The organism is Nonomuraea sp. 3N208, from assembly GCF_052245935.1.
Taxonomy (GTDB): Bacteria; Actinomycetota; Actinomycetes; order Streptosporangiales; family Streptosporangiaceae; genus Nonomuraea.
Window position 1 is genome coordinate 1 of record NZ_JBQQBR010000048.1, and the last position, 25,500, is coordinate 25,500.

Sequence of the window (25,500 nt, forward strand, 5' to 3'; positions counted from 1 at the left end):
GCTGGTGCCGGCCGCGCGGTTGCCGCCGTTGGCGGTGGCGATGTCCTGCAGGGCCTGGAGGTGCTTGTGCACGTTCGTGCCCTTGACCTGCTGGACGAGCAGCTTGGCGAACGCGTCGTCCAGGCCGCCGGCGTTGGCCGGCGCCGCCATGGCCAACGGTAAGGCGAGCGCGGTCATGAATGCGATCACGATTCTGCGCATACGGGTACTCCCTGTGAACAGAAAAGCGAGGAATGTCCCCCGAGCCTCGCCGAACGCGAAACTAACCCGGCGCCGTGCCGCTGAGAAGACCTACCAATGCGGCAATATCAGGACATTTACTCCACTGCGCGGCGTGCGCGAGCCGTGCCGTCGCCACGCGACTGCCGCGAGCTGGGTGCCGAACTCATTGCCCCATCTGCAGGGCAATGAGTTCGGTGAACCCCGCGGCCCGAGTCCCCGTTGAGGGGTAAGGAGGTGCTGCGGATGGTGATCACGAGACGTGACTGCCTGGCGGGACTGCTCCTCGCCGGCCTGTCGGCGGGGTGTGGAACGACACCCGCCACCCGGGCCCAGCGCGCGGTACGGTCTCCACGAGTCATCGCTCCCGCCCCGATCAAGGGACGAGTGGGGCATCGCGCCCTCTGGACCGGGACCGAGATGCTCGTCTGGGCCGGCCTCACCCGCGAGGATCAGGCCATACAAGTGCGAGCCGTGACGGACGGCGCGGCCTACGACCCGGCGAGCGACAGCTGGCGGCGCATCGCCGACATGCCGCTGTCCGGGCGCGAAGGCATGGCGGCCGCCTGGACCGGACAGTCGGTCCTGTGCTGGGGCGGCAGGGCGATCGGCGAGCGCGAACAGCTCTTCGGCGACGGCGCCGCCTACGATCCGCAGACCAACCGATGGACCTCGCTTGCCGAAGCTCCCATAGGAGCTCGCACGGGCGCCGCCGCGGCATGGACCGGACGCGAGATGGTGGTGTGGGCGGGCCAGGGTGAGAGCACCGAGACACACGCCAAGGACGGCGCCGCTCATGACCCGGCCACAGGCTCCTGGCGGCCCATCCCGCCCGCACCGCTGCCCGACTTCTACGAGCACGCCGTCGTCTGGACCGGCCAGGAGTTGGTGGCCTTCGTCGGCGCCTTCGGCGACGATCGGCCTGCGGTGATCGCAGCCGCGTACGATCCCGCCCGTGGCAGCTGGCGGAAGCTGCCGGCCGCGCCGGTCGCACGCGGCTCAGGAACCCCGGTGTGGGACGGTCGCCGGATCCTCCTGCTCGCGACCGGCCCCGACATGATCACCGGTGGCGAGGTGAACCCCTTCCCCACTCCCCTGGCGCCGATCGGCGCCTACGTCCCGGACACCGACTCCTGGACGATGCTCACCCGTGCCCCTGCCATCCACAACGGCAGCTTCACCTGGACCGGCAGGGCCGCCGCGTTCTGGAACGGCGACCCGACCGGCGGACTGGCCTACATCGCCGATCAGGATCGCTGGGTTCGGCTCCCGGCCCACGACGGGTCGCTTCGCGAATCCCCCAGCTCCGTGTGGACCGGCACGGAGCTCATCGTGTGGGGCGGCAACCACAGCTACGGTCCGACCGCGGACGGCCCTCTCCGACCACTGAACGACGGCGTCGCCCTACGCCCCGATCTGTCCGGCTCTTGAGCGGTGGCCATCGACAGCCGCCCAGAAATTGTGTCGACTATGCACCACTGGCGGCTGTTAGTGCGGAGGCGTGGAACCGCCGCCAGATGCCCAGCCTGATCGTGCCGCTTTCGGCGAGTTTCAGGATCATAGGTAGTCGAAGAATCGAATCCACCAGCTCGGAGGGTGCTCGGATGGGTAGTAAGAGGCGAGCCCGCTCACTCCGTCATACCTCGTCCAGAGCAGATGTTGCGGGATCGAGAGGTAGCCCAGTTCTTCGAGTTCGGCTTCGAGTTCAGGGCTGGCTGCGGCCGTGGAGCCGGATGCCCCGGATGAGGGGTGACCAAGGCCCCTGACCAGGCAGATCCTATGCGCGGACCACTGCCACCGGGCAGCGGGCGTGATGCAGCACGCCCCGGCTGACCGAGCCCAGCAGCATCGACCCCAGGGCCCCGCGTCCGTGCGAACCCACCACCAGGAGATCCGCCTGCTCAGAGGCCTCGGTGAGCGCGTCCACCGGATGCGCCGACACCGCCGCCTCGACGACACGTACATCGGGGTAGTCCTTGCTCAAGGCTTCCACCCGGTTCCTGATGATCTGCTGCTGCGCCGCACGGACCTCGTCCATGTCGTACGCGGCCTCCGGCGCGAACGCGTGCACCGGCAACTGCCAGGCGTGCACCACCCGCAGCGCCGCACCGCGCAGCTTGGCCTGTTCGAAGGCGTAGGCCAGCGCGGGCTCGCATTCAGGCGAGTCGTCCGCCCCGGCCACGACCTCGCCGTGCACGGACCGCGGCTCGCCCCGTACCACCACGACCGGGCAGTGCACGTGACCGGCCACGTGCATGCTGACCGATCCCAGCAGCGCGCCGGCGAACCCGCCCAGCCCGCGGCTGCCCACCACCACCTCGGTGGCATCCTCGGCCTGGTCGCGGAGGACCACGGCGGGCGTGCCCTCGACGTTCTGCGTCTCGACCTCGACTGTGGGCTGGCACTCGCGGGCGAGCGCCTCGGCCTCGCGCAGAACCCTCTGCCCCTCGCCCAGCAGCACATCCGGCAGGGCGACGTTGGGGTATTTGCCGATCTGGTACGGAGAACGGTCCACCGCGTGCACGATCCGCAGCGGCAGGCGCATGCGGAAGGCGTCGCCGGCCGCCCACTCGACGGCGGCTTGTGAGGGCGCCGAGCCGTCCACTCCTACGATGATCATGATGTTCTCCCTCCTGTTCCCAGACTTATCGCACCGTGCTCACGTGCGTCGGCGCGGGGTAGGAGGTCAGCGGCTCGCGGGCCGAATGGCCCCGTCCGCCGCGGGCTCGGGGCGGCATCCTGTACGCCGGATGCTTACGGCCAGCCGGCATTCGGGGCGGGCGCGGAGGCAGAGAGCAGCTTGCCGGTCCGCGGTTCCGTGGTCAGGCGACGAATGTTGTCCTCGAAGCCTTCGTCCGCGCGCCAATCGGCAACGAGCATGAAGAGCGTTCTGCCGTCTTCGCCTCCCAGCATGCAGGCGAAGCAGGGCAGGTCGAGCTCGATCCGCTGCAGGATGTCGCCGCCTTCGCGGACGCGTACGACGCTGTGCTTGTCGCCGTCCATGGCCGAACACCAGATGGCGCCTTCGGCGTCCATGCAGATTCCGTCACCCGGACGATCGGCCCACACGCGGCGATGGGACAGAGTGCCGTCGGTGGCGATGTCGAAAGCCGTGAGCCTGCGCGCGAACGACTCGGCGACGATCAGCGTCGAGTTGTCGGGCGTCACCACCATGCCGTTGGGGAAGGCGATGTCGTCGGCGACCTTGCGCACCGAGCCATCGGGGGCGACGAGAGCGATGACCCCCGGCGCGATGCCCTCACCGGGGTGGAAGTCGCACCCGCCATTGACGTAGATGTTGCCGCGGCCGTCGACGACGATCTCGTTCCACCCGTCTGCCAGCCCTCTCAGGTCGGCGTGGGTGACCATCGACCCGTCCGGTTCGCGGCGGGTGAGCTCCTCGCCGGTCATGAGCAGCCGCCCGTCGGGCAGCCAGTCGATCGACCAACCGAGCCCGGGCCGTCCCCGCCCGACGACCTCGGTCTTGCCGTCGAGATCGACCGCCAGGATCTCCTGCGCACCCCAGTGCGCGAACCACAGACGACCGTCGTGCCACCGCGGCGACTCGCCGATGACGAGTCCGGTCGCCAGCGTGCGTGGTTCAGTCATGCGGAACCCTCCCATGCCACAGAGTTTTCGCCGGCATGTGGCCGGCCTCTCAACGCCTATACGAACGACGCTGAGCCGGATCGACATTCGCGGCTTGAAAAGAAGTAGCGAACCTGCCTCGAAATTCGAGATCATCCGCCCATGTCAGACGGCACTTCAGGAGCGTACCGAGCAGGTGAGACGGCCTTGCTGGCCACGGTGAAGGAGGCCGAGCCAGTGGTCGAGCACTGGCGGCGGCGCTACGACTCCTCCGCGTCGGCCGGGATTCCCGCGCACGTGACAGTGCTGTTCCCGTTCCTGGACTTCGATCGCATCGGCGCCGCGGTGGTCGACGATCTCAGGACAGTGATCGGCGAGCACAGCCCGTTCACCGTCCGGTTCGACAGGTGCCGGCGTTTCCCTGACGTGCTCTACCTCGCGCCGACGCCCGACCGGCCGTTTCGCGCGCTGACCGAGGCGCTCGTGGCGCGCTGGCCCGAAGCACCGCCCTATGGCGGCCAGTTCGCCGAGGTCATCCCGCATCTGACCGTCGTGCATGGCCAGCTGCCTCACGTGTACGACGATGCGGAGACGGCCCTGGCCGCTGAACTGCCCGTCACCGCCGACATCTCATCGGTCAGCCTCTTCGTCAGCGACGGCACCCGCTGGCACCAACACGCCGAGTTCCCCCTGCTTGGATGATCTCCCGGTCGAGGGCGCGGTCAGCGCGCACCCCGAGGCGTTCGTCACCTTGACCGCCCACCTCCTTCGACCCGGTAAACGTCACGCCGGCGGTGGTCAGGCGTGGACGGCGACGGCGACGTTCGCGTGATCAGGAGGGTGCCGGTGATCCGGAGGGCAGCAGGGTGGAATGAACCGATGAGGCAGGTGGGCGGATTTCTCCGCTGCCACGCGGCACGAGCGTGGGGCGGATGACACGGCGGGCCGGTGGCCCGCTCCACCCGTCGATCCTGGCGAACAAGGTCTGCGCGGCGGCCGTGCCCAGGCTGACCGGATCCCCGGCGACGACGGTCAGCGGGACCGGAAGCATGTCGGCCAGCGGGAAGTCGTCAAAGCCGGTGACTGCGACGTCGCGACGTGGCCCCAGCGCACGCAGCAGGCCCTGGGTCATGAAGCCGGTGGTGGTGAAGACGGCGGTCGGGGGGTTCGGCATCGCCAGCAGTTCGCGGCCCGCCCGTTCCGCCTCGGCGACGGAACCGGTGGACAGGCGCCGAATCAGTGCCGAGTCGACCGAGCCGGCTTCGGCGCGCATGGCGTCCCGGAAGCCGCGTAGGCGCTGCGTGGTCGTCCAGCGGCTCGGCGCGACGATGGCACCGATTCGGGAGTGCCCGTACGAGAGGAGGTGCCGTACGGCCATCCGCGCCCCGGCGGCGTTGTCCAGCACGACCTCGTCGGCCTCCACTCCGGCGCCGGGGCGGTCCACGAAGACGACCGGTGTGCCGCGCTCGATCTCCGGCTGCAGGTAGCGGTAGTCCCGTCCGCCGGGAACGATGAGGAGCCCGGCCACCTGGCGGCCCAGCAGTCCGTCGATGGCGGCGCGCTCCGCCTGCGGGTCCTCGTCCGCGCTGGCCAGCACGACGGCGTAGCCGCGCGCCCGGGCCACGCCGATCACCGCCGAGGCGACGGCCGCGAAGAACGGGTTGGTGAGATCTCCGAGCAGCAGGCCGATGTCTCCGGTGCTCTGCCCGGATCGCATGCCGCGCATGCTCCGGGCCACCTCGTTGCGCCGATAGCCGGTCGCGGCGATGGCCGCCTCCACCTTCGACCGCGTCTCGCGGCTGACCCGCCCCTCTCCGTTCACCACCCGGGACACCGTCTTCATGCCCACCCCGGCGAGTTCGGCCACCTGCTTCATCGTCGGCCGAGTCACGGTCCGTCCCCCTTCCTGCGGCTTGTCGATCACTACAAGGCCGCGGGCACGTCGGCAGGGCCGGTCACGCCTCCATCCCGCGGTTTTCGCCGACGCCGCCGGTGCCGTCCGCCCTGGCGTTGAGCCCGTTACCGATCATCGTATCGGGGCCGGCACCGGCCGGGTCGCCGATCGCGGTACCGGCCGGGGCCTTGGCAGGATCGTCTGGCGGCACCTCGGCCAGCGCGCCGGTCATGGCGCCGAGCACGCGTTCCGCCGTGGCCTCCGCCCGCGTGAAGGCGGCCACGCGCCGCCCCAGCCGCAGCACCTCGATCCGATCCGCCACCTCGAAGACAAAGGGGAGATTGTGGCTCACCAGCACCACGGACACGCCCTGCTCCCGCACGGATTCGATCAATGCCCGGACGCGGCCGGTCTGGACGACGCCCAGGGCGGCCGTCGGCTCGTCCATCAGGACCAGCCGGCTCGCCCACAGCACCGCTCGCGCCACCGCGATCCCCTGCCGCTGACCACCGGACATGGTGCCGACCGTGCTGCGGGTGTCCTGCAGGCCGACGCTGAGGCGGGCGAACGCCTCTTCGGCCTGGCGCCGCATCTTCGGTTTGTCCAGCATGCCCAGCCTGCCGAGCAGCCCACCGCGCATCATCTCGCGGCCGAGGAAGAGGTTCGCGGCGGGATCGAGGTCGGAGGCGAGCGCGAGGTCCTGATAGACGGTCTCGATGCCATGGCGGCGCGGATCGAGCGGGCTGGAGAACGTGACGGGCCGGCCTTCGACGCGGATCTCGCCCTCGTCCGGCTGGATCACCCCGGAGATCACCTTGATCATGGTGCTCTTGCCCGCGCCGTTGTCTCCGACCAGTGCGACGACCTCGTTCGGGCGCACGGTGAGCGAGGCGCCCTGGAGGGCCCGGACCGTCCCGTAGTGCTTGACGATCCCGGACAACTGCAGGAGCGGGGTGTCAGGACTGCTGCTCATCAGCGCCTCCTCGGATCCCGTTCCGGCCAAGGGATGCCGGAGATCCATCGTGGGGGGTGACAACGTTGTCGCATCTGACAGTACTAGGGTAGCGTGCGCCGGCAAAGTGGTCCGGGGTGCGGATATCCCACCGCCCACCCATGACGCAGAGCCGGTTCCGCCTATCAGCCGAGGGGTGCGTTCTCTTGCCAGCTGACGTCCACGCAGCGCACTGGGCCGTTCTCGCCGAGAGCCTGGCCTCCGTGTCCTCCCGGGCGGCGGCTCGGCTGGAGGCGGAATTCGGTGCCGGTGAGATGTTCCGGCGCTGCTTCGCCAACGCCTGGACGACCACGCTGCGCGGGGACCCGGCCGAGCCCTTCGTCATCACCGGCGACATCCAGGCCATGTGGCACCGGGACACGGTCGGCCAGCTCCGGCCGTACTTGACCGGGCTGCCGGACCCGGCCGTGCTGCGTGTCCTGACCGGGGTCGTCCGGCGGATGGCCCGCGCGGTCCTGGCCGATCCCTACGCCAACGCGGTGAACGACGGGCCCACCGGCGGCCACGCGGACGAGCACGACCGGCCGGCCCCGCCCCCGGAGGTGTGGGAGCGCAAGTACGAGGTGGATTCGCTGTGCTCGTTGCTGTCGTTCGGCTACGAGCTGTGGGCGGCCAGTGGATCGGCGGCGCATCTGGACGGCGACTTCGCGGCGGCGGCCCACCTGGTCCTGCGGGTCTGGCGGGTCGAGCAGGACCATGAGCGGGCCTCGCCGTACCGGTTCGAGCGCGTGGCCGGCCCGTTCCAGGGCGACACGCTGGACCGCGGCGGTCTCGGGTCGCCGGTCGGCCGCACAGGGATGACCTGGTCGGGATTCCGGCCCAGCGACGACCGGTGCGAGTACGGCTACCTGATCCCGGCCAATGCGGCGGCCGTGGTCGCGCTCAACGGCGTCGTACGGATGTGCGACGAGGGACTGCTGGAGCCGGCGCTCCGCACCCCAGCGCTGGAGCTGGCCGTCGAGATCGCGGGCGGCATCGCCCGCCACGGGGTGGCGCAGATCGACGCCGGCCCCGTCTACGCGTACGAGGTGGACGGCCTCGGCAGCGTGAACCTGATGGACGACGCCAACGTGCCCAGCCTGCTGTCCCTGCCCTATCTTGGCTGGTGCGACCGCGACGATCCGCTCTATCGGCGGACCCGCGAGTTCGTGCTGAGCGAGCGGAACCCGCACTACTACGGGGGCCGGGCGGCGGAAGGCGTCGGCAGCCCGCACACACCCGTGCGGCACGTCTGGCCGATGGCGTTGTGCGTACAGGCCCTCACCGCCGGGTCGCGGCAGGAGTCGGCGGACGCGTACCGTGTGCTCCTGGCCACAGATGCCGGCACTGGGCTGATGCACGAGAGCTTCCACGCCGACGACCCGGCCACCTTCACCCGGCCGTGGTTCGCCTGGGCGAATTCCCTGTTCGCCGAACTGTCGCTCTCCCTGGCGGGGCTTCCGGTCCCGCGTCCGATCCCTCCTGTACCGGCCGAGGTGGCCGACGCCGTACGGGGAGCGGATTCGCCGGTGGTCCTCGGTCGGCAACAATTGGGCCACCGGCGTTGACGGCCAGCGGCGACTAGGGTTACCGTGCCTCATCCGATGTGACAACGTTGTCACCATAGGCGCACCCCATAGAGGTGAGCGATGTCAGACCTTGAGACAGCGCCGACGAACGCCGACGCCGCACGCCCGGTTGCCACCGTCGACGACGCCCGGCCGGGATCGCGGGTGTCCGGCCGGCTCCGTAACCTGCACCGGACGCAACGCAGCTGGTCGGTGCTCGTTCTGCTGGCCCTGATCATGATCTTCTCGGTGATGCGCCCGGAACAGTTCGTGTCCTGGTTCAACGCCAAAAGCATCGCCGTCGACGCCTCTAGCTATCTGCTCATAGCGGTCGGGATGACCTTCGTCATCACGATCGCGGGCATCGACCTCTCGGTCGGCTCGGTGCTCGTGTTCTCCGGCGTCGTCAGCCTCAAGGTGATGCTCGCGATCGGCGGCGACGGGCCACTCGTCCTGCTGGCCGGACTCGCCACCGCGCTGCTCTCCGGGTTGGCATGGGGGCTGGTCAATGGGCTGGTCACCACCCGCGGCGGCGTCTCTCCGCTGATCACGACGCTCGGCAGCTTCGCCGCCGCCACCGGTCTCGCGTATCTCCTGGCCGGTGGGCAGGACATGCACGGGGTGCCGCGCACGCTGGCCGACACACTCGGCTTCGGCGACTTCCTCGGGGTGCCGTACACGGTGCTGGTGGCTCTGGCGGTCGCCGCCGCCGGGGCCTTCGTGATGTCGCAGACCCGGTTCGGCCGCTACACGTCCGCGATCGGATCCAACGAGGAGGCGGTTCGCCGGGCGGCGGTCAACGTCAACCGCCACATCGTCAAGGTTTACGTGCTCTCCGGCGCGCTGGCCGGGCTGTCCGGGTTCGTGAGCCTGGCCCGGTTCCAGACAACGACGCTCAACGGCCACCAGACCGACATGCTGCAGGCGATCCTGGCGGTCGTCATCGGGGGCACGAGCCTGAGCGGCGGCATCGGCACCGTACTCGGCACCGTCGTCGGCGTCATGATCCCCTCGGTGCTCACGGACGGCTTCGTCATCCTCGGCTTCGAGCCCTTCTGGCAGCAGGTAGCGCTCGGGGCCGCCCTGGTCGCGGTCGTGATGGTCGACCAGCGCCGCCGGCGGCGCGATGCAGGAACATAGCGCGGTCTCCGCGCACGCTTGCCCGCACCACGACGCGTCCCCCACGGGACTCATCCCCGCAGGCCTCCGCAAGCCTCCGCAGGACCACGGGACCTCCACAGGATCCTCATGGACCGTCACAGGATCCATCCCGCTCACCCCCCGCGCATCTCCTCACGCCCTGCGCCGCCCACGAGGCTTCCTCCGCCGACGACGCACGTTTCACGCCATCGCCTGCACACACCGACCGTGTGCGGCCGCATCAATCAGGAGAGTCGACGATGCAGAGAACACCCATGGCATGGCTGGCCGTCGTCGCCGGTCTCGTGACCACGCTCGCCGCCTGCGGTTCCTCCGCTTCCAGCGGCACGGACACCGCTTCGAATGCCGGCGCATCGGCCGCGTCCACCGAGGCGGGCGCCAAGAAGGTCAAAGTGACCTTCATCGAAGGGGTGGCAGGTGACCCCTTCTACGAGACCATGGCTTGCGGCGCCAAGGAGGCGGCGGCGCAGCACAACGTGGACCTGAACATCCAGGGCGCCAAGAACTGGGATGTGAGCCTGCAGATCCCGATGGTCAACTCGGTCATCGCCGCCCGGCCGGACGCGATGTTCATCGCTCCCAACGACTCCGAGGCCCTGGTCCAGCCGTTGAAGCAGGCGACCGAGGCCGGTATCAAGGTGGTGCTGGTGGACACCACCCTGTCCGACACCAGCTTCGTCTCCTCAGCGATCGCCAGCGACAACGTCAAGGGCGGCCAGGTCGCCGCCGACGCGCTGGCGAAGCTCATCGGCGAGAAGGGTAGCGTCCTCCTGGTCGGCGGCCAGCCCGGGGTGACGACGGCCGAGGCTCGTCAGAAGGGCTTCGAGGAGGGGCTCAAGAAGTATCCCAACATCAAATATCTTGGCAACGTGTTCACCTCCAACGGTGTCGCGAAGATCTCCCAGCTGGTCTCCGCCCAGCTCGCGGCCCATCCCGACCTGGCCGGCATCTTCGCGCTCAGCACGGACCAGAGCCAGGGCGCCAATAACGCGGTGAAGGCGGCGGGCAAGGCCGGCAAGATCAAGCTGGTCGGTTTCGACGCGGGACCCGCACAGGTCGAGCAACTGCGCGACGACGTGGTCCAGGCCCTGGTCGCTCAGCAGCCGGCGCAGATCGGCGCCGACGGCGTCGCCCAGGCCGCCGCGGCGGCGCGCGGCGAGCAGGTGCAGAAGCAGATCGGCACCGACTCCACCGTCATCACCAAGGAGAACGTCGACGACCCCGAGGTGGCGAAGTACCTCTACACCACCACCTGCAACTGACATCGGCTTCACCACCGGCGTCACAACGGCCGGAAACCCCTCGCACGGGTTTCCGGCCGTTCCGGCTCCAGCCACCGCCCGATATTTCAGGGCGGCGGGGTCACCGCCACCGGGCATCGGGCTTCGGCCAGCGCGGTCTGAGTGACCGGTCCCAGCAGGAGACCAGGGGGTGCATCGGTTCCCCGATTGCCGAGCACGAGCAGCGTCGCGTCCTTCGTCGCGTCGATCAGTGCCCGCTGTGGTCGCTCGGCCACGAATTCTGTAGTGACAGAAACCCTGGGGTGTCGGGAGGTCAGATGGGACGTCACTTCGTGGAAACGAATCTCCGCTCCCTTTCGGATCGCCCGGGAGTCGACGAATGGCTGCCAGTCCGGCCCGGCCGGTGGCCCGTAGTCTCGCCAACAGCAGATGGCTGTCACGGCGTCGCCGCGGAGCGCGGCCTCCTCCAAAGCGAAACCGAGCGCCGCCAGGCTGGCGGGCGAACCATCCACACCGACCACGATCCGCGCTCCGTCACCAGCCGGCATCGCGTCAGGCCGGACGACGATGACCGGCCCGGCACTGTGCGCGGGCACCTGCACGGCGGCCGATCCCACCTGCAGGTCTTCGAAACCACCTTGCCCCCGCGAGCCGAGCACTGTCAGCTCAGCCTCGCGTTCGGCCTGCAGCAGCACCGTTGAGGCCGTCCCCCTCGCCAATCGCGGCCGGACGTCCACGTCGGGGGCCAGGCTCTGAGCACGGCGTACACCCTCCTCCACCACATGGGCGGCAACCTGCCGGATCTGTGCCAGGACCTCCTGCTCCACAGGCCGCAGCTGATACGGCCAGTGCCAGGCATGACAGACCAGAACAGAGGACTCACGTAGGCGCGCCTCCTCGACCGCCCAGCGCAACGCCAGTGTGCTCGCGGGTGACTCGTCGTAGCCGACCAGTATGGGCCGTCCCATCATGCCTCCCCGGTAGAAGGGTTCTCCCTTCTAGTCGCATGGGCTTTTCCCCGGCCTACGAGACGAGACCATGGGTGATGAAATCTTGGTGGTCCCCTGGCGTTTCCAGCCCTAATGATGACGAGCCGCTGATCGCATACTTCGCTCCGATAGGGCAACGGCGGTCAAGGGTGTACGTGGATGGCGCTCATGGTCGGGGGAACCGAGAACGGCTCCCTAGCGGACGATCGCAACCGGGCAGGGTGCATGTCTCAGCAGGGCTGCCGTCACGGAGCCGAACCGTCCGTGCGGGCTCCCGACGACCACCAGGGTCGCGTCGGGGACGGCGGCGAGCGCCTCGCCTGCTCGTGACTGCGGCGTACGCACCTCGATGGCGACCTTCGGGTGCTTCTCCCGCCACGGCACGAGGACTTGGGTCAGCCACTTCTCGGCAGCGTTGTGCACGGCCAGCGGATCCATGGCTGGCTGCGCCATGCCTCCCCAGGCCGCCGGAGGCTGGTGCCAGGCGTGCACGACGGTCAGCGGAAGGCCGCGCATGGCCGCTTCCGTAAAGGCGAATCCGAGCACCGCATCAGCCTTGTCGTCGTTCGCCAGACCCGCCACGATCGGCCCCGGGTGGGACCTTCGTGGCAAAGCACCCCGACCGCGGACGACGATGACCGGGCACTGCGCGTGGGCCGCCGTATGCGCCGCCACGGACCCGATGATCGCCCGGGCCATCGCGCGCAGTCCGCGGGAGCCGACCACGAGCAGTCCGGCATCGGCCGACAGTTCCTCCAAGCGCGTGGTCGTCGAGCCCTCGTACAGGTCGGTTCGTACGTGCAGCCCAGTGGAACTGGCTCGTGCGCAATCGGCGCCGTGCCACAGCACGTGCTCGGCCGCGCGGCGCAACGAGTCACGGGCCGCCTGATCCCCGTCGTCGTACGGCCACTGCCACGCGTGGCACATGGTGAGCGGCAGCTTTCGGAGCTCGGCCTCGTCCATCGCCCAGTCCAGAGCCTGCATCGCGTGGTCGGAGCCGTCATAGCCGATGACCACGCCCAATGTCTCGTTCACAGGGTCACTCTCCGCAGATCGCAGCGCAGCCTGGCAGGACACAATTGTCCGATCTTGAAGCTTGCACATTTGCTGGCCAGATCTTTGGCCGGACGCCGACGAAAATCGCGCCAGGCGAGCGCCTCCAGGAAACGGCCATCAGCCATCCTCCCCCGCCCGCGCCCGGGCAAGTTGGGCCGGGCGAAGGGCTCGCATGGCGGAGCCGGTCAGGGCCGGACCACGACGACGGGCACATGTGAATGATGGAGCACGGCATGAGCGATACCGCCCATGCCGACCCGGGCCGAAGCCCCACTGTGCGCCCCGATGACGACCAGGTCCGCTTCGGCCGAGGCGTCGATCAGCGCTCGTGCCGGATGCTCGTGGACGACGTGCTGAACGAGCGTGACGTCCGGGAACTTCTCCCGCCAGCCGGCGATGGCCTCCGCGAGCAGGACGGCCTCCTCCTGGTTCACTTCGTCGACGTCGTAGACGAGAGGCTCCATGTCCCCCGGCCATCGCGTGGCGGGATGCACCCAGGCGTGGACGGCCCGCAAGGTGGCGCGGCGCAGCGCCGCCTCGCGGATGGCGAAATCCAGCAGAAAGTCCTGGCCGGACTTTCCGCTGACGCCCACGACGATCTCGCCGCGATCGCCGGCGTGCGGTTGCCGGATGACGGCCACCGGACACGGCGCTCTGGCCACCACGTCACGGCTGACCGAGCCCAAGAGCAACTCGGCGAAACCGCCACGACCGCGGTTTCCCACGACCAGGAGCTGCGCTTCTTCGGCCGCGGCGACCAGCGCGTCCGCTGCCCGGCCGGCGATGATGTCGGTGGTAACGCTCAGATGCGGCCTGCCTGCTCTGGCGTGAACGGCCGCATGGCCCAGCATCTCCCTTTCCGCAGCCTCCGCCCCTGTTCCCCAGCTGCGCGGCTGGTGCGCGAGCGGTACGTCGTGGGTCCACCGGGGCGCCGCGTACAGCATGTGCAGCGGGGCGTCGCGAATGGCGGCCTCCCGCCCGGCCCAGTTCGCGGCCTGCAGCGAAGGCGCTGATCCGTCCACGCCGACGATGATCGGCCTTGTCATGGGTGCCGCCTCGCACGTTGGTGATGCGCGCGGGAGGTCGTCCCACGCCAGGCCCGCCTGTCTCACGCCAGGCTAGGCGCAACGTGAGTGGCGCAGGCGCAGCCAGGCCAGCCCCCTCACGAGCTTGGGAATCTGCTGGCCCAGTCATGACCGCCACGTGATGGCTGCACCGCTACGGCGGTGCCCCTCGATGTCGCACATGCAGCGGCGACGGCCTTGGCCCGCATGCCGCTGACGCAGCCACAGCTCCGTGTGAGTGTTCATTGAGTGCACATCTCGCCGATGACAGCCTCCGCTGGGACGCGCACGAGGCCCGCTCGTTGTGGAGACGGCTCCCTGGTCGGGGGGAGCAGCAGTGGCGGCGGGTGGCCCGACCTTTACGCACTTCGGGTGACAAGGTCGGCGACGCTTGGCCGGCGCGGGGTAGGAGGACCGGGGTGGGTGCTTCATCGACGCGTTCAGGAGGCGACCGATGAAGGTAGAGGAAACCGGGATGAAAGCCCGGGACGTGATGCATGAGGGAGTTCAGTGCATCGGCGAACACGAGAGCCTGCGTGTCGCCTCACAGATGATGTGCGACCTCGGGGTCGGTGCACTACCCATCTGCGGAGACGATGACCGGCTTAAAGGAATCATCACTGACCGTGACATTGTGGTCCTGTGCTGTGCCCACGGCAAGGACATCGACCGGACGACCGCTGGGGAACTCGCTCGTGGACTGGTATGGGTGGACGCCGATGCCAGCATCGAGGAGGCACTGTTCGCGATGGAGCAGCACCACATCAAGCGCCTCCCCGTGATCGAAAAGCACCGTCTCGCCGGCATCATCAGCGAGGCCGATCTCGCCAAAGAGTTGCCCGACAGCAAACTCGCAGAGTTCGTTCACCGCGTTTATGCGCTCGACTGACACACGCGCCCCGTGGACGTGGTCGTTTACCTCGCCTTTGGAACGTCGCGCCGGGTTGACGTGTGCTCTCTGACGAGCCATTATGAACACACATTCATGAACAGTCGTTCATGTCGATGATGGGGAGGGGTTTCGGTGGCAGGCATCGTCAACACCGCGCAGGCGCAGGCATGGAACGGCTATGAGGGCGAGCATTGGGCCGCCCACGATGACCGCTATGACGCGGTGAACAGCGGATTCAACAGGTTCTTACTGGAGGCGGCCGGGATCGGCGAACGCGATCGGGTACTCGACGTCGGCTGTGGGAACGGCCAGCTGACCCGGTTGGCGGCCGGTCAGGCCCCGCGCGGGTATGCATCCGGTGTCGACCTGTCAGGTCCCATGCTCGCCAAGGCGCGCGCCCGCGCGGCGGCCGAGCATGTTCCCAATGTGTCCTTCGAGCAGGGTGACGTGCAGGTTCACCCGTTCCAGGAGGGCGCCTTCGACGTCGCGCTCAGCCGGTTCGGGGTGATGTTCTTCGCCGACCCCGTCGCCGCCTTCGCCAACATCCGCCGCGCGCTGCGCCCGGCAGGTCGGCTCGCGTTCGTGTGCCTGACCGAACTCGCCGGCACCGACCTGGGCACCGTGGTCGGCGCGACGGACCCGTACCTGCCGCGTCCCACCGGCGCGGACGGCAGCGGACCCACGTCGTTGGCTGATCCCGCGCGCATCCACCGCGTGCTGGCCGATGCCGGATTCCAGGACGTCACCTGCACATACGTCGAAGCGGACCAGATCTGGGGCCGGGATGTCGCCGACGCGGCCGAGTTCCTCACCGGTTGGGGTCCGGTCAGGCACCACATGACGCTCGCCGGCCCCGAGGCCGCGGCGCGCGCTCGGGACGCGCTCACCGCCGCGCTGGGCCTTTTTGCCCAGCCCGGCGCCGTCCGGCTGCGCGGCACGGCGTGGCTGGTCACCGCTGTCGTCCCGTAACGTTCTCATGATCTGTTGTGTTCGACTGACCACCATGAGGCCGGATGTCACCCAGAAAAGCGGCGGTGCTACGTGACAGTGGCGATGGGCGAAGCCTGCGTGAGCATCTGATCGCCATCACCGAACGCATGATCTCCGCGCGGGGTACGGCGGGACTCACCGTGCGCGCGATCGCTCGCCAGGCGGGTGTCGCCGACGGTGTCCTCTACAACCACTTCGCCGATAAGGAGGAGTTGCTGGCCAACGCCATACGCGCGCATGTCCGCACCGTCGAACGAGAGCTGGGTGAACTCCCCGAACCCGGTACCGGCACCGTCGAAGCCAATTTGCGCGCCTACCTCGCCTACGGCCTGGCGCTGCACCGGGCGATCCTGCCCGCCTTCGCCGGGTTGCTCACCCAGCCCACGGTCCTCACCAAGCTGGCGGAGCTGGGAGGGCACGGCGAGGACTGGCGCGATCGACTGGCCCGATACCTGCACGCTGAACGAGACCTGGGCCGGCTCGCTGCGGACGCCCAGCTCGACGCCGCCGCGGCGATGATCGTGGGCGTCTGCCACGAGACAGTGCTGCCCGCGTTGTTCCAGCACCACGGGACAGCCGCGGCGCTACCTTCCGTCGAATCCATCGTCACCACCGTGCTCACCGGAATCGGGCAATGAGACACCAGATGCCGACAGCATCCTCATCTGCCACCGACAGCGCGTCCTACTGATCTTGGATGGCGGCACTCAACCTCAGTTGAGCGCACTCGCGTTGGTTCAGAGACGCCTGGTGCGATGCCCGATGCCCAGCACGTGTGCGCTGACCGGGTAGAGGCCGTCGCTGACCCGGGGGCGGCATCCACACTGCGCAGAACGAGGCGGCCCCGCACCTTGACGGCTGCAACGAGATCGTTAACACTCCCGAAATATGACCGAGTACACATCGCCGGGGTGCTCGGCTCCGGAATGTTAGCGCTACCATCCGGCGCACCCTAGCGCGACAGGACAGTGAGATGTCGAACATGATGCCCAGGCGCGAGGCGCTGCGGTTGGCGGTGCTGGCGGCCGCCACCCCGTCCGCACTCGCCTTGGTCCCGTCCGGTACCGCCCAGGCAGCTCGTACGGCGCTGGCCCCACCGCCGCAACACGACCCGCCGGTGCCCGGCGCGTGGATCGTGAAGCCGTTCGCCAACAGCCAGGTCACCTTGGGCGAGAGCCTGTTCAGCGTCAACCGTGACCGGATACTGAACTTCCTGAGGGCCTATCCCGCTGACCGGATGCTGGCCAACTTCCGGGCCAACGCCGGGTTGGACACGCTGGGCGCCCAGCCGCCCGGCAGCTGGGACGACGCTACGGGCAATCTACGCGGCCACTACAGCGGGCACTTCCTCAGCGCACTGGCCCTGGCCTACGCGGGCTCCGGCGACACGTTCTACAAGGACAAGGTCGACTGCATGGTCAAGGCGCTCGGCGAGTGCCAGGACGCGCTGGCTGCCAGGGTCGGGCAGCCCGCGCCTCCTCCGACCCCGGTCGCCAGGGTGGCGGGAAAATTCGGCAAGGCGGCGAAACTTGACGGTCCCCAGTACGTGTCGCTGCCCGCCGACGTCGTGAGCGGCCTCGACGACTTCACCATCGCCGTGTGGCTGAACCCGGCCGCGATCACCAATTGGTCCCGGATCTTCGATTTCGGCACCGGCACGAGCCGCAACATGTTCCTGGCCGTGAGCACGGGCTCCGCGCCGAGATTCGCCATCACCACCAGCGGCGGCAGCGGCGAGCAGCGCGTCAACGGCAACGGCCAGTTACCCACCGGCCAGTGGACGCACGTGGCGGTCACCCTGTCGGGAGGCACCGGGATCCTCTATGTGAACGGCACGCCGGTCGGCACGAACACCGCCATGACCCTCAAGCCGTCCAGCCTCGGCCCGACCGGCAACAACTGGATCGGGAAGTCGCAGTATGGCGACGCGTACCTGAAGGCCTCGGTGGACGAGTTCCAGATCTACGACCGCGCGCTGACCGAGGCCGAGATCACGGCCCTGACGACCAGCGCGGACGGCGGGCTGGGCGGCGGCAACGTCGCGTGGTACCGCTTCGATGAGGAGAGCGGCGAGAGCGCGGTCGACTCCTCGGGTAAGGGGAAGGACGCCCGGCTGATCTCCGAGTCCACCGGGCATCCCGGCCCGAGCCATCCCGGCTTCCTGGCCGCCTACCCCGAGACGCAGTTCATCCTGCTGGAGCGGTACACCACCTATCCGACGATCTGGGCGCCCTACTACACCTGCCACATGATCATGCGTGGGCTGCTCGACGCCTACCAGTACGCGGGCAACGAGCAGGCGCTCGACATCGTGATGAAGATGGGCGACTGGGTGCACAGCCGGCTGGGCCATCTTCCTCGGGAGCAACTCGACCGCATGTGGAGCCTCTACATCGCGGGAGAGTACAACGCCATGAACGCCGTGATGGCCGATCTGTACGCCCTCAGCGGCAAGGAGGAATATCTGACGACGGCCAAGTGCTTCGACAGCACCGCGCTCCTCACGGCCACCGTCAACAACGAGGACACGCTGAACAGGAAGCACGCCAACCAGCACATCCCCCAGTTCATCGGCTACCTGACCATGTTCGAGCGCAACCAGGAACGCCGCTACTTCGACGCCGCCGTGAACTTCTGGGACATGGTCGTACCCCATCGCACCTTCACCGACGGTGGCACGGCCGGACCGACGGACAACGGCGAACTCTTCGGCGCGCGCGACGTCATCGTCGGCACCTTGGGCACGAACAATGCCGAGACCTGTCCTGTCTACAACATGCTGAAGCTGAGCAGGGGCCTGTTCTTCCACACGGCGAACCCGAAGTACATGCAATATTACGAGCGGGCCCTCTACGGCCAGATCCTCGCCTCGCGCCGGAACATCGACAGCACCACGAATCCGCTGCTGACCTACTTCATCCCCATGCGGCCGGGCGCCTCCCGGAGTTACGGCAACCTCGGCACCTGCTGCGGTGGCACCGGGCTGGAAAGCCACGCCAAGTTCCAGGATTCGATCTACTTCCGGTCGGCGGACGGCTCGACGCTCTACGTGAACCTCTACCTGGCCTCCGAGCTGCACTGGCCGGAGAAGGGCTTCACGATCAAGCAGGCCACGAACTATCCGGCCGACCCTGCGGGGGTGACGACGCTCACCGTGGAGGGCACCGGCCGGCTGGCCGTGAAGCTACGCGTGCCCTACTGGGTGGAGAAGGGCTTCACGGTGCGGGTCAACGGGGCCGACCAGAATGTCAACGCCAAACCCGGCGAATACGTGACGCTCAACCGGGACTGGCGGCGCGGCGACAAGATCAGGATTTCGATGCCGTTCTCCCTGCGGGTGGAGAAGGCGCTGGACATCCCGACCACCCAGAGCATCGCGTACGGCCCCGTCCCGATGGTCGCCAAGAGCAACGAGACCACCTTCCGCGAATTCTCCTTCTACAAGGACTTCACGTTGTCCGGTGATCTCGCGCAGACCATGACGTCCACCTCGCCGATGACCTTCACCACACATGGCCTGCCGCTGGTGCCTTTCTACATCGGCGACACCGATCGTTACCACGCCTACTTCCACCGCGTCGAGCCAAAGATCGTCTTCGGGAAGGTGGACTCCGGTGTGCCGAACTACGCGCGGGCGGATTCGGTGACGTTCCTGGACGCAGTCTGGGCCAAGGCGCCCTTCGACAACCAAGGCGGCTTCGTGTCCGCAGTGGCCCGCACTGCGGACGACTGGATCGGTGCCGGGCTGATGACCTCCGCCGAGAAGAACGCGGTGGTGTCCGCGGCCGCCAGGGCCAGGCTCCGCAGGTAGGGCCGTAACCGTACGGGTTTCGGTCAGGAGCCGCGGACCAGCAGCTCGTCGAGCACGACCTCGACATGCGCCCGCAGTTCGTCAGCCGCTGCCTCCTGCCCCGCGAGCTGCCGGAGCAGCCCCTGCTGGAACAACCCGTCGAAGATCGCGTACGCCACCCCGGGTCCCACGGTCAGGGGTGCGTCTGCCAGCTCGGCGAACCGGCTGACGATCCGCCAGATCATCCGCTCCAGGCTCTGGTCGATCTCCAGCACGTCGGCCCGGAACGACTCCTCGAACAGGCTCTGATTGCGCAGGTCGTACCAGAGCCGGTGCATCGCCGCGTCCTCGCGCAGCGTCGTGGCCAGGACGTCGGCGAAGCCGTGCCGGAGCTCCTCGGCGGTGTCGGCGGTGGTGACCGTCTGGTCGTAGCGGGTCACGCACTCCGCCTTGTACTGCCGCACGCAGTAGGTGATCAGATCGACCTTGTCACGGAAGTAGTAGTGCAGCACGCCGTGGGAGAACTCGGAGTTCTGCGCGATCTCGCGCAGGCTCGTGCGGGCGTAGCCGAGCTCGGCCAGAGTGCGCAGCGCCGAGGCCGCGAGCTGCGCGCGCCGCTCGGCGAACTTGTCCACCTGCCGCCGCGCGATCCGCTCTCCCGCGCTCTCGGAGCCCTGCCTGCCCGTGACCCCTTTGTTCGCGACCTGCGCCACCGTGAGCCTTCCCCTCGGCCCTGCCTGCGCCCGCACTCCGCGAGCGCGCTCCAGTCTAACGCCCGCCGGAGCCGAGATCTTGACGAGCGTACAAGAGTCCTTTGACGACTGTCCAAGAAAGTCTTGACGACTGTCAAAACATGATTACGCTGTGCCCTACGTCACAACGCCGGGATGCCGGCGGTGCAGCGGGCGGCACCTGCCGCCGAGCTCGAGGAGGAGACCCATGAGTGTGTACGACCTGAGCGGCCGTAAGGCGCTGGTGACGGGTGGGGCGCGTGGCCTGGGCGCCGGGATGGCCGAAGCTCTGGCCCGCGCCGGCGCGGCCGTCGTCGTCGGCGACATCCGGGAGGACACCGGCAAGGCCACCGCGGATGCGCTCCAGCGGTCCGGCGCCAAGGGCGCGTTCGTCCCCCTGGACGTGACGGACGAGGCCAGCTGGGAGTCGGCCGTCTCGGCCACGATCGGGGAGCTCGGCGGCCTCGACATTCTCGTCAACAATGCCGGCATCGAGATCTCCGGCCTGGTCGCCGACCTCGACCCGGCCGACCTCCGGCGCATGCTCGAGGTCAACGTGGTCGGGGTCGCGCTCGGCCTCAAGCACGCCTTCCGGGCGATGCGGCCCGGCGGCCCGGCGGGCGCCGGCGGCACGGTGGTCAACATCGCCTCCGTGGCCGCGACGATCCCGTTCCCCGGCATCGCGGGCTACGCCGCCACCAAGTCGGCGGTGGACCGGCTGACCCGGGTGGCGGCGCTGGAGTCGGGCAAGCTCGGCTACGGCGTCCGCGTCAACTGCGTCTACCCGGGGCTGGTCCCCACCGAGATGGGCGCCAAGCTCGCCGACGACATGGCCACTCTCGGCTTGTGGCCGAGCGCGGAGGCCGCCGTCGGCGACGTCATCGGCCTGACCCCGCTCGGCCGGCTCGGCGAGGTCTCCGACATGGCCGACGCCGTGGTGTTCCTCGCCTCCGACGCCGCCCGCTTCATCACCGGCGCCGGCCTGCCCGTCGACGGCGGCATGGGAATGTGACCCCCTCCGCACCCGAAAGGCCCCATCACCCCGAAAGGCTTCGCCATGAGCACCAGCAAGCCCGTCGTCGTCTACGGCGCCTCCGGCTACACCGGCCGGCTCGTCTGTGAATACCTGCGCGAACTGAACGTCCCCTTCGTCGCCGCCGGGCGCGACAAGGCGCGCGTCAAGGAGGTGCTCGACCGGGTCCCCGGCATCGACACCGTGGACCATGAGATCGTCGAGGTCGACCATGAGGTGTCGGCGCTGACGGAGCTGTTCCGGGGCGCGAAGGTGGTCAGCAACATGGTGGGCCCGTTCATCAAGTACGGGCCAGAGGTCGTCGAGGCGAGCCTCGCGGCCGGCTGCCACTATCTCGACACCACCGGCGAGCAGGACTGGGTCCTCGATGCGCAGGCCCGCTGGGGTGCGGCCTACGCCGAGCGCTGCCTGCTCCTGTCGCCCGGCGTCGCCCAGATGTACACGACCGGCGAGATCGCGGCCAACCTCTGCCTGGAGACTCCCGGCCTCGACACGCTGGACATCCTCGTGTTGTGGAGGGGCTTCCCGACGTACGCCTCCACGCAGACGATCTTCACCATCCTCAAGGCCGACTGGTTCTATCTGGAGCAGAACGAGTTCCGCAAGTGGGACCCGAAGACGACCTTCGAGGTCGCCGTGCCCGGGCAACACGAGACCGCCCTGGCCCTGCCCTGGGGCGGCACCAGCCACCCGGTGTGGTTCAAGGACGACCCGCGCGTGGCGACCTGCAAGGTCGCCGGCGGCGTGTTCGACCGGGCCGTCATGCAGGGCGTCGTCGAAACCGTGAAGCTGGTCGAGGACCAGATCAAGCCCCTCCCGGTCGAGCAGCGGGAGGCCGCGCTGGCCGAGATCGCCGCTTCGGTGCAGGCGGGCATGCCGCCCCGGGAGAACCCGCGGGTCAACGCCTCGGTGGACTCCGTCCACGCGTCCGGGCCGCTGGGCCGCGCCCACTGTGTGATCTACGGCAACTGCAACTACAAGCAGACCGGCCTGCTGCAGGCGTACGCCGCGTACTCGCTGCTCCAGCAGGCACCGCACCGCACCGGCCTGGCCTCGGCCTGCCAGGCGTTCGGCCACCGGCAGTTGCTCGGCGCGCTCAAGAGCTTCGGCCTGGTGCGCGAGCCGATCCTCACCGTCCACGGCTGAGCGCCCATGCGTCTCACCGACTATCTCGACAAGGGCGCGTCCCTCGGCACGGACGCGCCCTGCCTGACCATGGACGGCCGCACCCTGACGTACGGCGAGGTCCAGGACCTGTCCTGGCGGGTCGCGCGGGCGCTGGCCGGCTCCGGGGTGCGCCCCGGCGACAAGGTGGCCATCCTGTCGGCGAACGATCCCGTCGCGTTCTCCTGCGTGTTCGGCATCGCGCGGGCGGGCGCGGTGTGGTGCCCGACCAACCCGCGCAACGAGGCGGCGGAGAACCGCGACCTGCTCGACCTGTTCGACTGCGTCTGCCTCGTCTTCCAGGAGGCGTTCGCGCCGCTCGTGGAACGGATCCTGCCGGAGCTGCCGCAGCTGAAGACCGTGGTGTGCCTCGACGGGCCGACCTCCACGGCCGTGTCGCTCGAGGACTGGCTGGCGAGACCGGTCGCCGAACCGTCACCGGCCTCCGGCGACCTCGCCATGATCGTCGGTACCGGCGGCACCACGGGCCGCCCCAAGGGCGTGATGCTGACCGACCGCAACCTGGAGACCATGTCGGCGCTCACGCTGATGAGCTACCCGTTCGGCGAGCGGCCGGTGTATCTCGCCCTCGCCCCGCTCACCCACGCGGCCGGCGTGCTCTGTTTCCCGATCATGACGCTGGGCGGCGAGATCGTCATCATGCCCGCCCCAGACCTCGGCGAGTTCCTGGAGCTGATCGGGCGGCACCACGTCACCCACACCTTCCTGCCGCCGACGATCATCTACATGCTCCTCGCCCACCCGGACCTGCCCTCCGCCGACTTGTCGTCGCTGCGCTGCTTCTGGTACGGCGCGGCGCCCATGTCCGCCGCCCGCCTGGAGGAGGCGCTGGACCGGATCGGCCCCGTGATGGCGCAGCTCTTCGGCCAGACCGAGGCACCCATGATGATCTCCACCATGGCGCCCGGGGAGCACTTCCATGCCGACGGCGCCCCTGCCCGCGAACGCTTCTCCTCCGCCGGCCGGCCGGCCCCCCTCGTCACCGTCGGGATCATGGACGAGGAGGGGCGGCTGCTGCCGCCGGGCGAACGTGGCGAGATCGTCGTACGCGGCTCCCTGGTCATGGCCGGCTATTACAAGAACCCCCTGGCCACCCGCGAGGTGTCGCGTCACGGCTGGCACCACACGGGAGACATCGGCTACCTGGACTTCTCCGGTTACCTCTTCATCGTCGACCGCGCCAAAGACATGATCATCACCGGTGGCTTCAACGTCTACTCCGCCGAGGTCGAGCAGGCCCTCATGGCCCATCCCGCCGTACACGACTGCGCCGTCATCGGCCTGCCCGACGACAAGTGGGGCGAGCGGGTCACCGCGATCGTGCAACCCCACCCCGGAGCCACGGTCCTGGCGGACGAGGTCCGCGCCTTCGCCAGAGCCCGGATCGGTGGCGTCAAGGCGCCCAAGCAGATCGAGATCTGGCCCGACCTGCCCCGTTCGAAGGTCGGCAAGATCCTCAAGAACGAGATCAAGTCCCGCATGCTCTCCCCCGCCGGCGATGCCCCTGCCTCGGAAAGCTGACTCGCATGAAGTAGAAGGGGTGGGTGCTGTCAGCCCTCAGCGAGGTCGGCCGCGGTGGGAATCGGGCCGCCACCGTCAGGGATCCAGCGGCCCGAGTCGCGCCATTTGACGGCTTCGTGGAAGCCGTGGGTGGCGGCGAACCCCTGGAACCAGCGGCCCTCGGGCGAGTGCCGGGTGATGCCGTCGAACAGCGTGGCCAGGATCTGCGTGCCATGCAGGCCCATGTTGTCGTACGCCTGGTTGATCATCAGCTTCTGCATGGCGAGCTGGTTGACCGGCACGCCCGCGATCCGGTCCGCCAGCTGCTCCACCCGCGCGTCCAGCTCTTCGGCCGGTGCCGCGTCCAGCACCAGCCCCCACTCGGCGGCGGTGCGGCCGTCGATCGTGTCGCCGGTCAGCAGCATCCGCTTGGCGCGCTCGGCGCCCAGCCGGTACACCCACATCGCCGTCGTCGGACAGCCCCACACCCGCGCGGGCATGTAGCCGATCCGGGCGTCCTCCGCCATCACCACCAGATCGCACGACAGGGCGATGTCGCTGCCCCCGGCGACCGCGTGACCGTGCACCTTGGCGATGGTCGGCTTCAGCGACCGCCACAGCGAGAAGAAGTCGTCGGTGAACTGCTTCATCATCGTGTAGTCCCGGATCGGGTCCCACACCGTGTCGCCGTCGGTGGAGCCTTGCGCGCCCTTGCCACCCTCAGCGTAGATCTTCAGGTCGTACCCCGAGCAGAAGGCCCGCCCCGCCCCCTGCAGCACGATCACGTGCACCCCTGGATCCTCGTTGGCGCGCCGGACAGCGGCCGCGAGGTCGCCGGGCATGCGGGAGTCGATCGCGTTGAGCCGATCGGGCCGGTTCAGGGTCAGGTACGCCTTACGGTCCGTCACCTCGTACAGCACGACAGCCTCGACGTCGGCGTCGGTCATCGGGATTCCTCCTCACCGGTGGGAGCGGACGGTGCGGGCGGAGCGGTGGTCAGCAGAGGGCCCACGATCTGGCCCCACCGCTCCAGCAACTGCTCCCGGTCGGCGTCCTCGCGGTGGAGCACCTCGGAGATCGCCATGCCACGCAGCAGCTGCACCGTCAGCTCGGCCACCAGCGGATAACCCGGCGCAGCCATCGCCTCAGGGCCCAGCACATCGCCGAGCACGCGGTACAGGTCACGCCTGGCCGCCCCCTCGGCGCGCCGCAGCACCTCCCGCAGCCGCGGATTGGTACGCGCCACCGCCCAGAGCTCCAGCTCCGCCCCGTAGGAGGGGCTGCGCAGCAGCGACCCCAGCACGCGCAGCGAGCGCGACAGCCGTTCGTTGTCCGCTGCCGTGACGGCCAGCTCCTTGCGGACCGCTTCCTCGTTGCGCTCCACAAGCAGTCCGACCGCCGCTCCGAGCAGGTCCTCGTGCGTGGGGAAGTGGTGCAGCAGCGCGCCTCGGCTGACGCCGGCCCGCCGCTGCACCTCCAGGGTCGTCGTCGCCGCGACCCCCTTCTCGATCAGCGATTCCACTGCCGCGCGGAGAATCCGGGCACGCGTCTCCCGGCGCTGCTCCTCCCGGCTGACCATGTCACCTCATCCATTCACCGTCAGCTCTG

At 68.9% G+C, this 25,500-nt stretch carries 22 protein-coding genes and 1 pseudogene; 12 read left to right on the forward strand and 11 right to left on the reverse strand.

All coding sequences use genetic code 11. The features are described from left to right. Nucleotides 1–201: pseudogene (locus ACTWPT_RS48460) on the reverse strand (aminopeptidase); the annotation flags it as partial. Nucleotides 202–465: 264 nt separating this feature from the next. Between ACTWPT_RS48460 and ACTWPT_RS48465 the strand changes: the two are divergent. Next, nucleotides 466–1,650, forward strand: a complete 1,185-nt coding sequence (locus tag ACTWPT_RS48465) for a Kelch repeat-containing protein (protein WP_443184323.1) — start codon at nucleotides 466–468, stop codon at nucleotides 1,648–1,650. A 346-nt stretch (nucleotides 1,651–1,996) separates the two neighbouring features. Here ACTWPT_RS48465 and ACTWPT_RS48470 read toward each other — a convergent pair whose 3' ends face one another. Together ACTWPT_RS48470 and ACTWPT_RS48475 are read right to left on the reverse strand one after the other, a co-directional pair. Beyond that, nucleotides 1,997–2,839, reverse strand: a complete 843-nt coding sequence (locus ACTWPT_RS48470) for a universal stress protein (RefSeq protein WP_443184324.1) — start codon at nucleotides 2,837–2,839, stop codon at nucleotides 1,997–1,999. Nucleotides 2,840–2,973: 134 nt separating this feature from the next. Next, complete coding sequence (locus ACTWPT_RS48475; protein WP_443184325.1) at nucleotides 2,974–3,828, reverse strand: SMP-30/gluconolactonase/LRE family protein; 855 nt, start codon at nucleotides 3,826–3,828, stop codon at nucleotides 2,974–2,976. A 141-nt stretch (nucleotides 3,829–3,969) separates the two neighbouring features. Between ACTWPT_RS48475 and ACTWPT_RS48480 the strand changes: the two genes are divergently transcribed. Continuing rightward, nucleotides 3,970–4,509 (forward strand): 2'-5' RNA ligase family protein, encoded by a 540-nt coding sequence (locus ACTWPT_RS48480; RefSeq protein ID WP_443184326.1) that lies wholly within the window; start codon nucleotides 3,970–3,972, stop codon nucleotides 4,507–4,509. 130 nt (nucleotides 4,510–4,639) lie between these two features. Here ACTWPT_RS48480 and ACTWPT_RS48485 read toward each other — a convergent pair whose 3' ends face one another. Both ACTWPT_RS48485 and ACTWPT_RS48490 read right to left on the reverse strand, forming a co-directional pair. Beyond that, the gene (locus ACTWPT_RS48485) at nucleotides 4,640–5,698 is read right to left on the reverse strand and encodes a LacI family DNA-binding transcriptional regulator (RefSeq protein ID WP_443184327.1); all 1,059 of its coding nucleotides are present in this window, start codon (nucleotides 5,696–5,698) and stop codon (nucleotides 4,640–4,642) included. Between the two features lie 64 nt (nucleotides 5,699–5,762). After that, nucleotides 5,763–6,674, reverse strand: a complete 912-nt coding sequence (locus tag ACTWPT_RS48490; protein WP_443184328.1) for an ATP-binding cassette domain-containing protein — start codon at nucleotides 6,672–6,674, stop codon at nucleotides 5,763–5,765. Nucleotides 6,675–6,859: 185 nt separating this feature from the next. Here ACTWPT_RS48490 and ACTWPT_RS48495 point away from each other — a divergent pair, with 185 nt between their 5' ends. From ACTWPT_RS48495 to ACTWPT_RS48505, 3 genes are all read left to right on the forward strand, one after another. After that, on the forward strand, nucleotides 6,860–8,260 hold the full coding sequence (locus ACTWPT_RS48495) for a glycoside hydrolase family 125 protein (protein WP_443184329.1): 1,401 nt from the start codon (nucleotides 6,860–6,862) through the stop codon (nucleotides 8,258–8,260). An 81-nt stretch (nucleotides 8,261–8,341) separates the two neighbouring features. Further along, nucleotides 8,342–9,400: an ABC transporter permease gene (locus tag ACTWPT_RS48500; protein WP_443184330.1), complete on the forward strand. Its 1,059-nt coding sequence runs from the start codon at nucleotides 8,342–8,344 to the stop codon at nucleotides 9,398–9,400. 260 nt (nucleotides 9,401–9,660) lie between these two features. Further along, nucleotides 9,661–10,683, forward strand: coding sequence for a substrate-binding domain-containing protein (locus ACTWPT_RS48505; protein WP_443184331.1), 1,023 nt, complete (start codon nucleotides 9,661–9,663; stop codon nucleotides 10,681–10,683). An 86-nt stretch (nucleotides 10,684–10,769) separates the two neighbouring features. Here the strand turns inward: ACTWPT_RS48505 and ACTWPT_RS48510 are convergent, their stop codons facing one another. From ACTWPT_RS48510 to ACTWPT_RS48520, 3 genes are all read right to left on the reverse strand, one after another. Beyond that, the gene (locus tag ACTWPT_RS48510; protein WP_443184332.1) at nucleotides 10,770–11,633 is read right to left on the reverse strand and encodes a universal stress protein; all 864 of its coding nucleotides are present in this window, start codon (nucleotides 11,631–11,633) and stop codon (nucleotides 10,770–10,772) included. A gap of 213 nt (nucleotides 11,634–11,846) precedes the next feature. Continuing rightward, on the reverse strand, nucleotides 11,847–12,686 hold the full coding sequence (locus tag ACTWPT_RS48515; protein ID WP_443184333.1) for a universal stress protein: 840 nt from the start codon (nucleotides 12,684–12,686) through the stop codon (nucleotides 11,847–11,849). Between the two features lie 206 nt (nucleotides 12,687–12,892). After that, nucleotides 12,893–13,753: a universal stress protein gene (locus ACTWPT_RS48520; protein ID WP_443184334.1), complete on the reverse strand. Its 861-nt coding sequence runs from the start codon at nucleotides 13,751–13,753 to the stop codon at nucleotides 12,893–12,895. A gap of 472 nt (nucleotides 13,754–14,225) precedes the next feature. Between ACTWPT_RS48520 and ACTWPT_RS48525 the strand changes: the two genes are divergently transcribed. The 4 genes from ACTWPT_RS48525 (at nucleotide 14,226) to ACTWPT_RS48540 (ending at nucleotide 19,464) form a co-directional block, all read left to right on the forward strand. Beyond that, nucleotides 14,226–14,660, forward strand: a complete 435-nt coding sequence (locus tag ACTWPT_RS48525) for a CBS domain-containing protein (protein ID WP_443184335.1) — start codon at nucleotides 14,226–14,228, stop codon at nucleotides 14,658–14,660. A gap of 135 nt (nucleotides 14,661–14,795) precedes the next feature. After that, nucleotides 14,796–15,632, forward strand: a complete 837-nt coding sequence (locus ACTWPT_RS48530; RefSeq protein WP_443184336.1) for a class I SAM-dependent methyltransferase — start codon at nucleotides 14,796–14,798, stop codon at nucleotides 15,630–15,632. A 44-nt stretch (nucleotides 15,633–15,676) separates the two neighbouring features. Further along, nucleotides 15,677–16,291, forward strand: coding sequence for a TetR/AcrR family transcriptional regulator (locus ACTWPT_RS48535; RefSeq protein ID WP_443184337.1), 615 nt, complete (start codon nucleotides 15,677–15,679; stop codon nucleotides 16,289–16,291). Between the two features lie 335 nt (nucleotides 16,292–16,626). Beyond that, nucleotides 16,627–19,464, forward strand: coding sequence for a beta-L-arabinofuranosidase domain-containing protein (locus ACTWPT_RS48540; RefSeq protein WP_443184338.1), 2,838 nt, complete (start codon nucleotides 16,627–16,629; stop codon nucleotides 19,462–19,464). A 23-nt stretch (nucleotides 19,465–19,487) separates the two neighbouring features. Here the strand turns inward: ACTWPT_RS48540 and ACTWPT_RS48545 are convergent, their stop codons facing one another. After that, nucleotides 19,488–20,156, reverse strand: coding sequence for a TetR/AcrR family transcriptional regulator (locus ACTWPT_RS48545; RefSeq protein ID WP_443184339.1), 669 nt, complete (start codon nucleotides 20,154–20,156; stop codon nucleotides 19,488–19,490). Nucleotides 20,157–20,382: 226 nt separating this feature from the next. Here ACTWPT_RS48545 and ACTWPT_RS48550 point away from each other — a divergent pair, with 226 nt between their 5' ends. The 3 genes from ACTWPT_RS48550 to ACTWPT_RS48560 are packed head-to-tail and all read left to right on the forward strand — an operon-like array spanning nucleotide 20,383 to nucleotide 23,913. Further along, a complete protein-coding gene (locus ACTWPT_RS48550) occupies nucleotides 20,383–21,186 on the forward strand; it encodes an SDR family NAD(P)-dependent oxidoreductase (RefSeq protein WP_443184340.1) in 804 nt (267 codons plus the stop codon). A gap of 45 nt (nucleotides 21,187–21,231) precedes the next feature. Then, nucleotides 21,232–22,353, forward strand: coding sequence for a DUF5938 domain-containing protein (locus tag ACTWPT_RS48555; protein ID WP_443184341.1), 1,122 nt, complete (start codon nucleotides 21,232–21,234; stop codon nucleotides 22,351–22,353). 6 nt (nucleotides 22,354–22,359) lie between these two features. After that, nucleotides 22,360–23,913 carry an acyl-CoA synthetase gene (locus ACTWPT_RS48560; protein WP_443184342.1) on the forward strand — a complete coding sequence of 518 codons (1,554 nt, stop codon included), beginning with the start codon at nucleotides 22,360–22,362 and terminating at the stop codon, nucleotides 23,911–23,913. 29 nt (nucleotides 23,914–23,942) lie between these two features. Here the strand turns inward: ACTWPT_RS48560 and ACTWPT_RS48565 are convergent, their stop codons facing one another. Continuing rightward, entirely contained in the window at nucleotides 23,943–24,839 is an 897-nt protein-coding gene (locus ACTWPT_RS48565; RefSeq protein WP_443184343.1) for a crotonase/enoyl-CoA hydratase family protein, read from the reverse strand. Continuing rightward, nucleotides 24,836–25,471, reverse strand: a complete 636-nt coding sequence (locus ACTWPT_RS48570; protein WP_443184344.1) for a TetR/AcrR family transcriptional regulator — start codon at nucleotides 25,469–25,471, stop codon at nucleotides 24,836–24,838. The genes ACTWPT_RS48565 and ACTWPT_RS48570 overlap by 4 nt, the downstream gene beginning before the upstream one ends. Nucleotides 25,472–25,500: the final 29 nt, after the last annotated feature.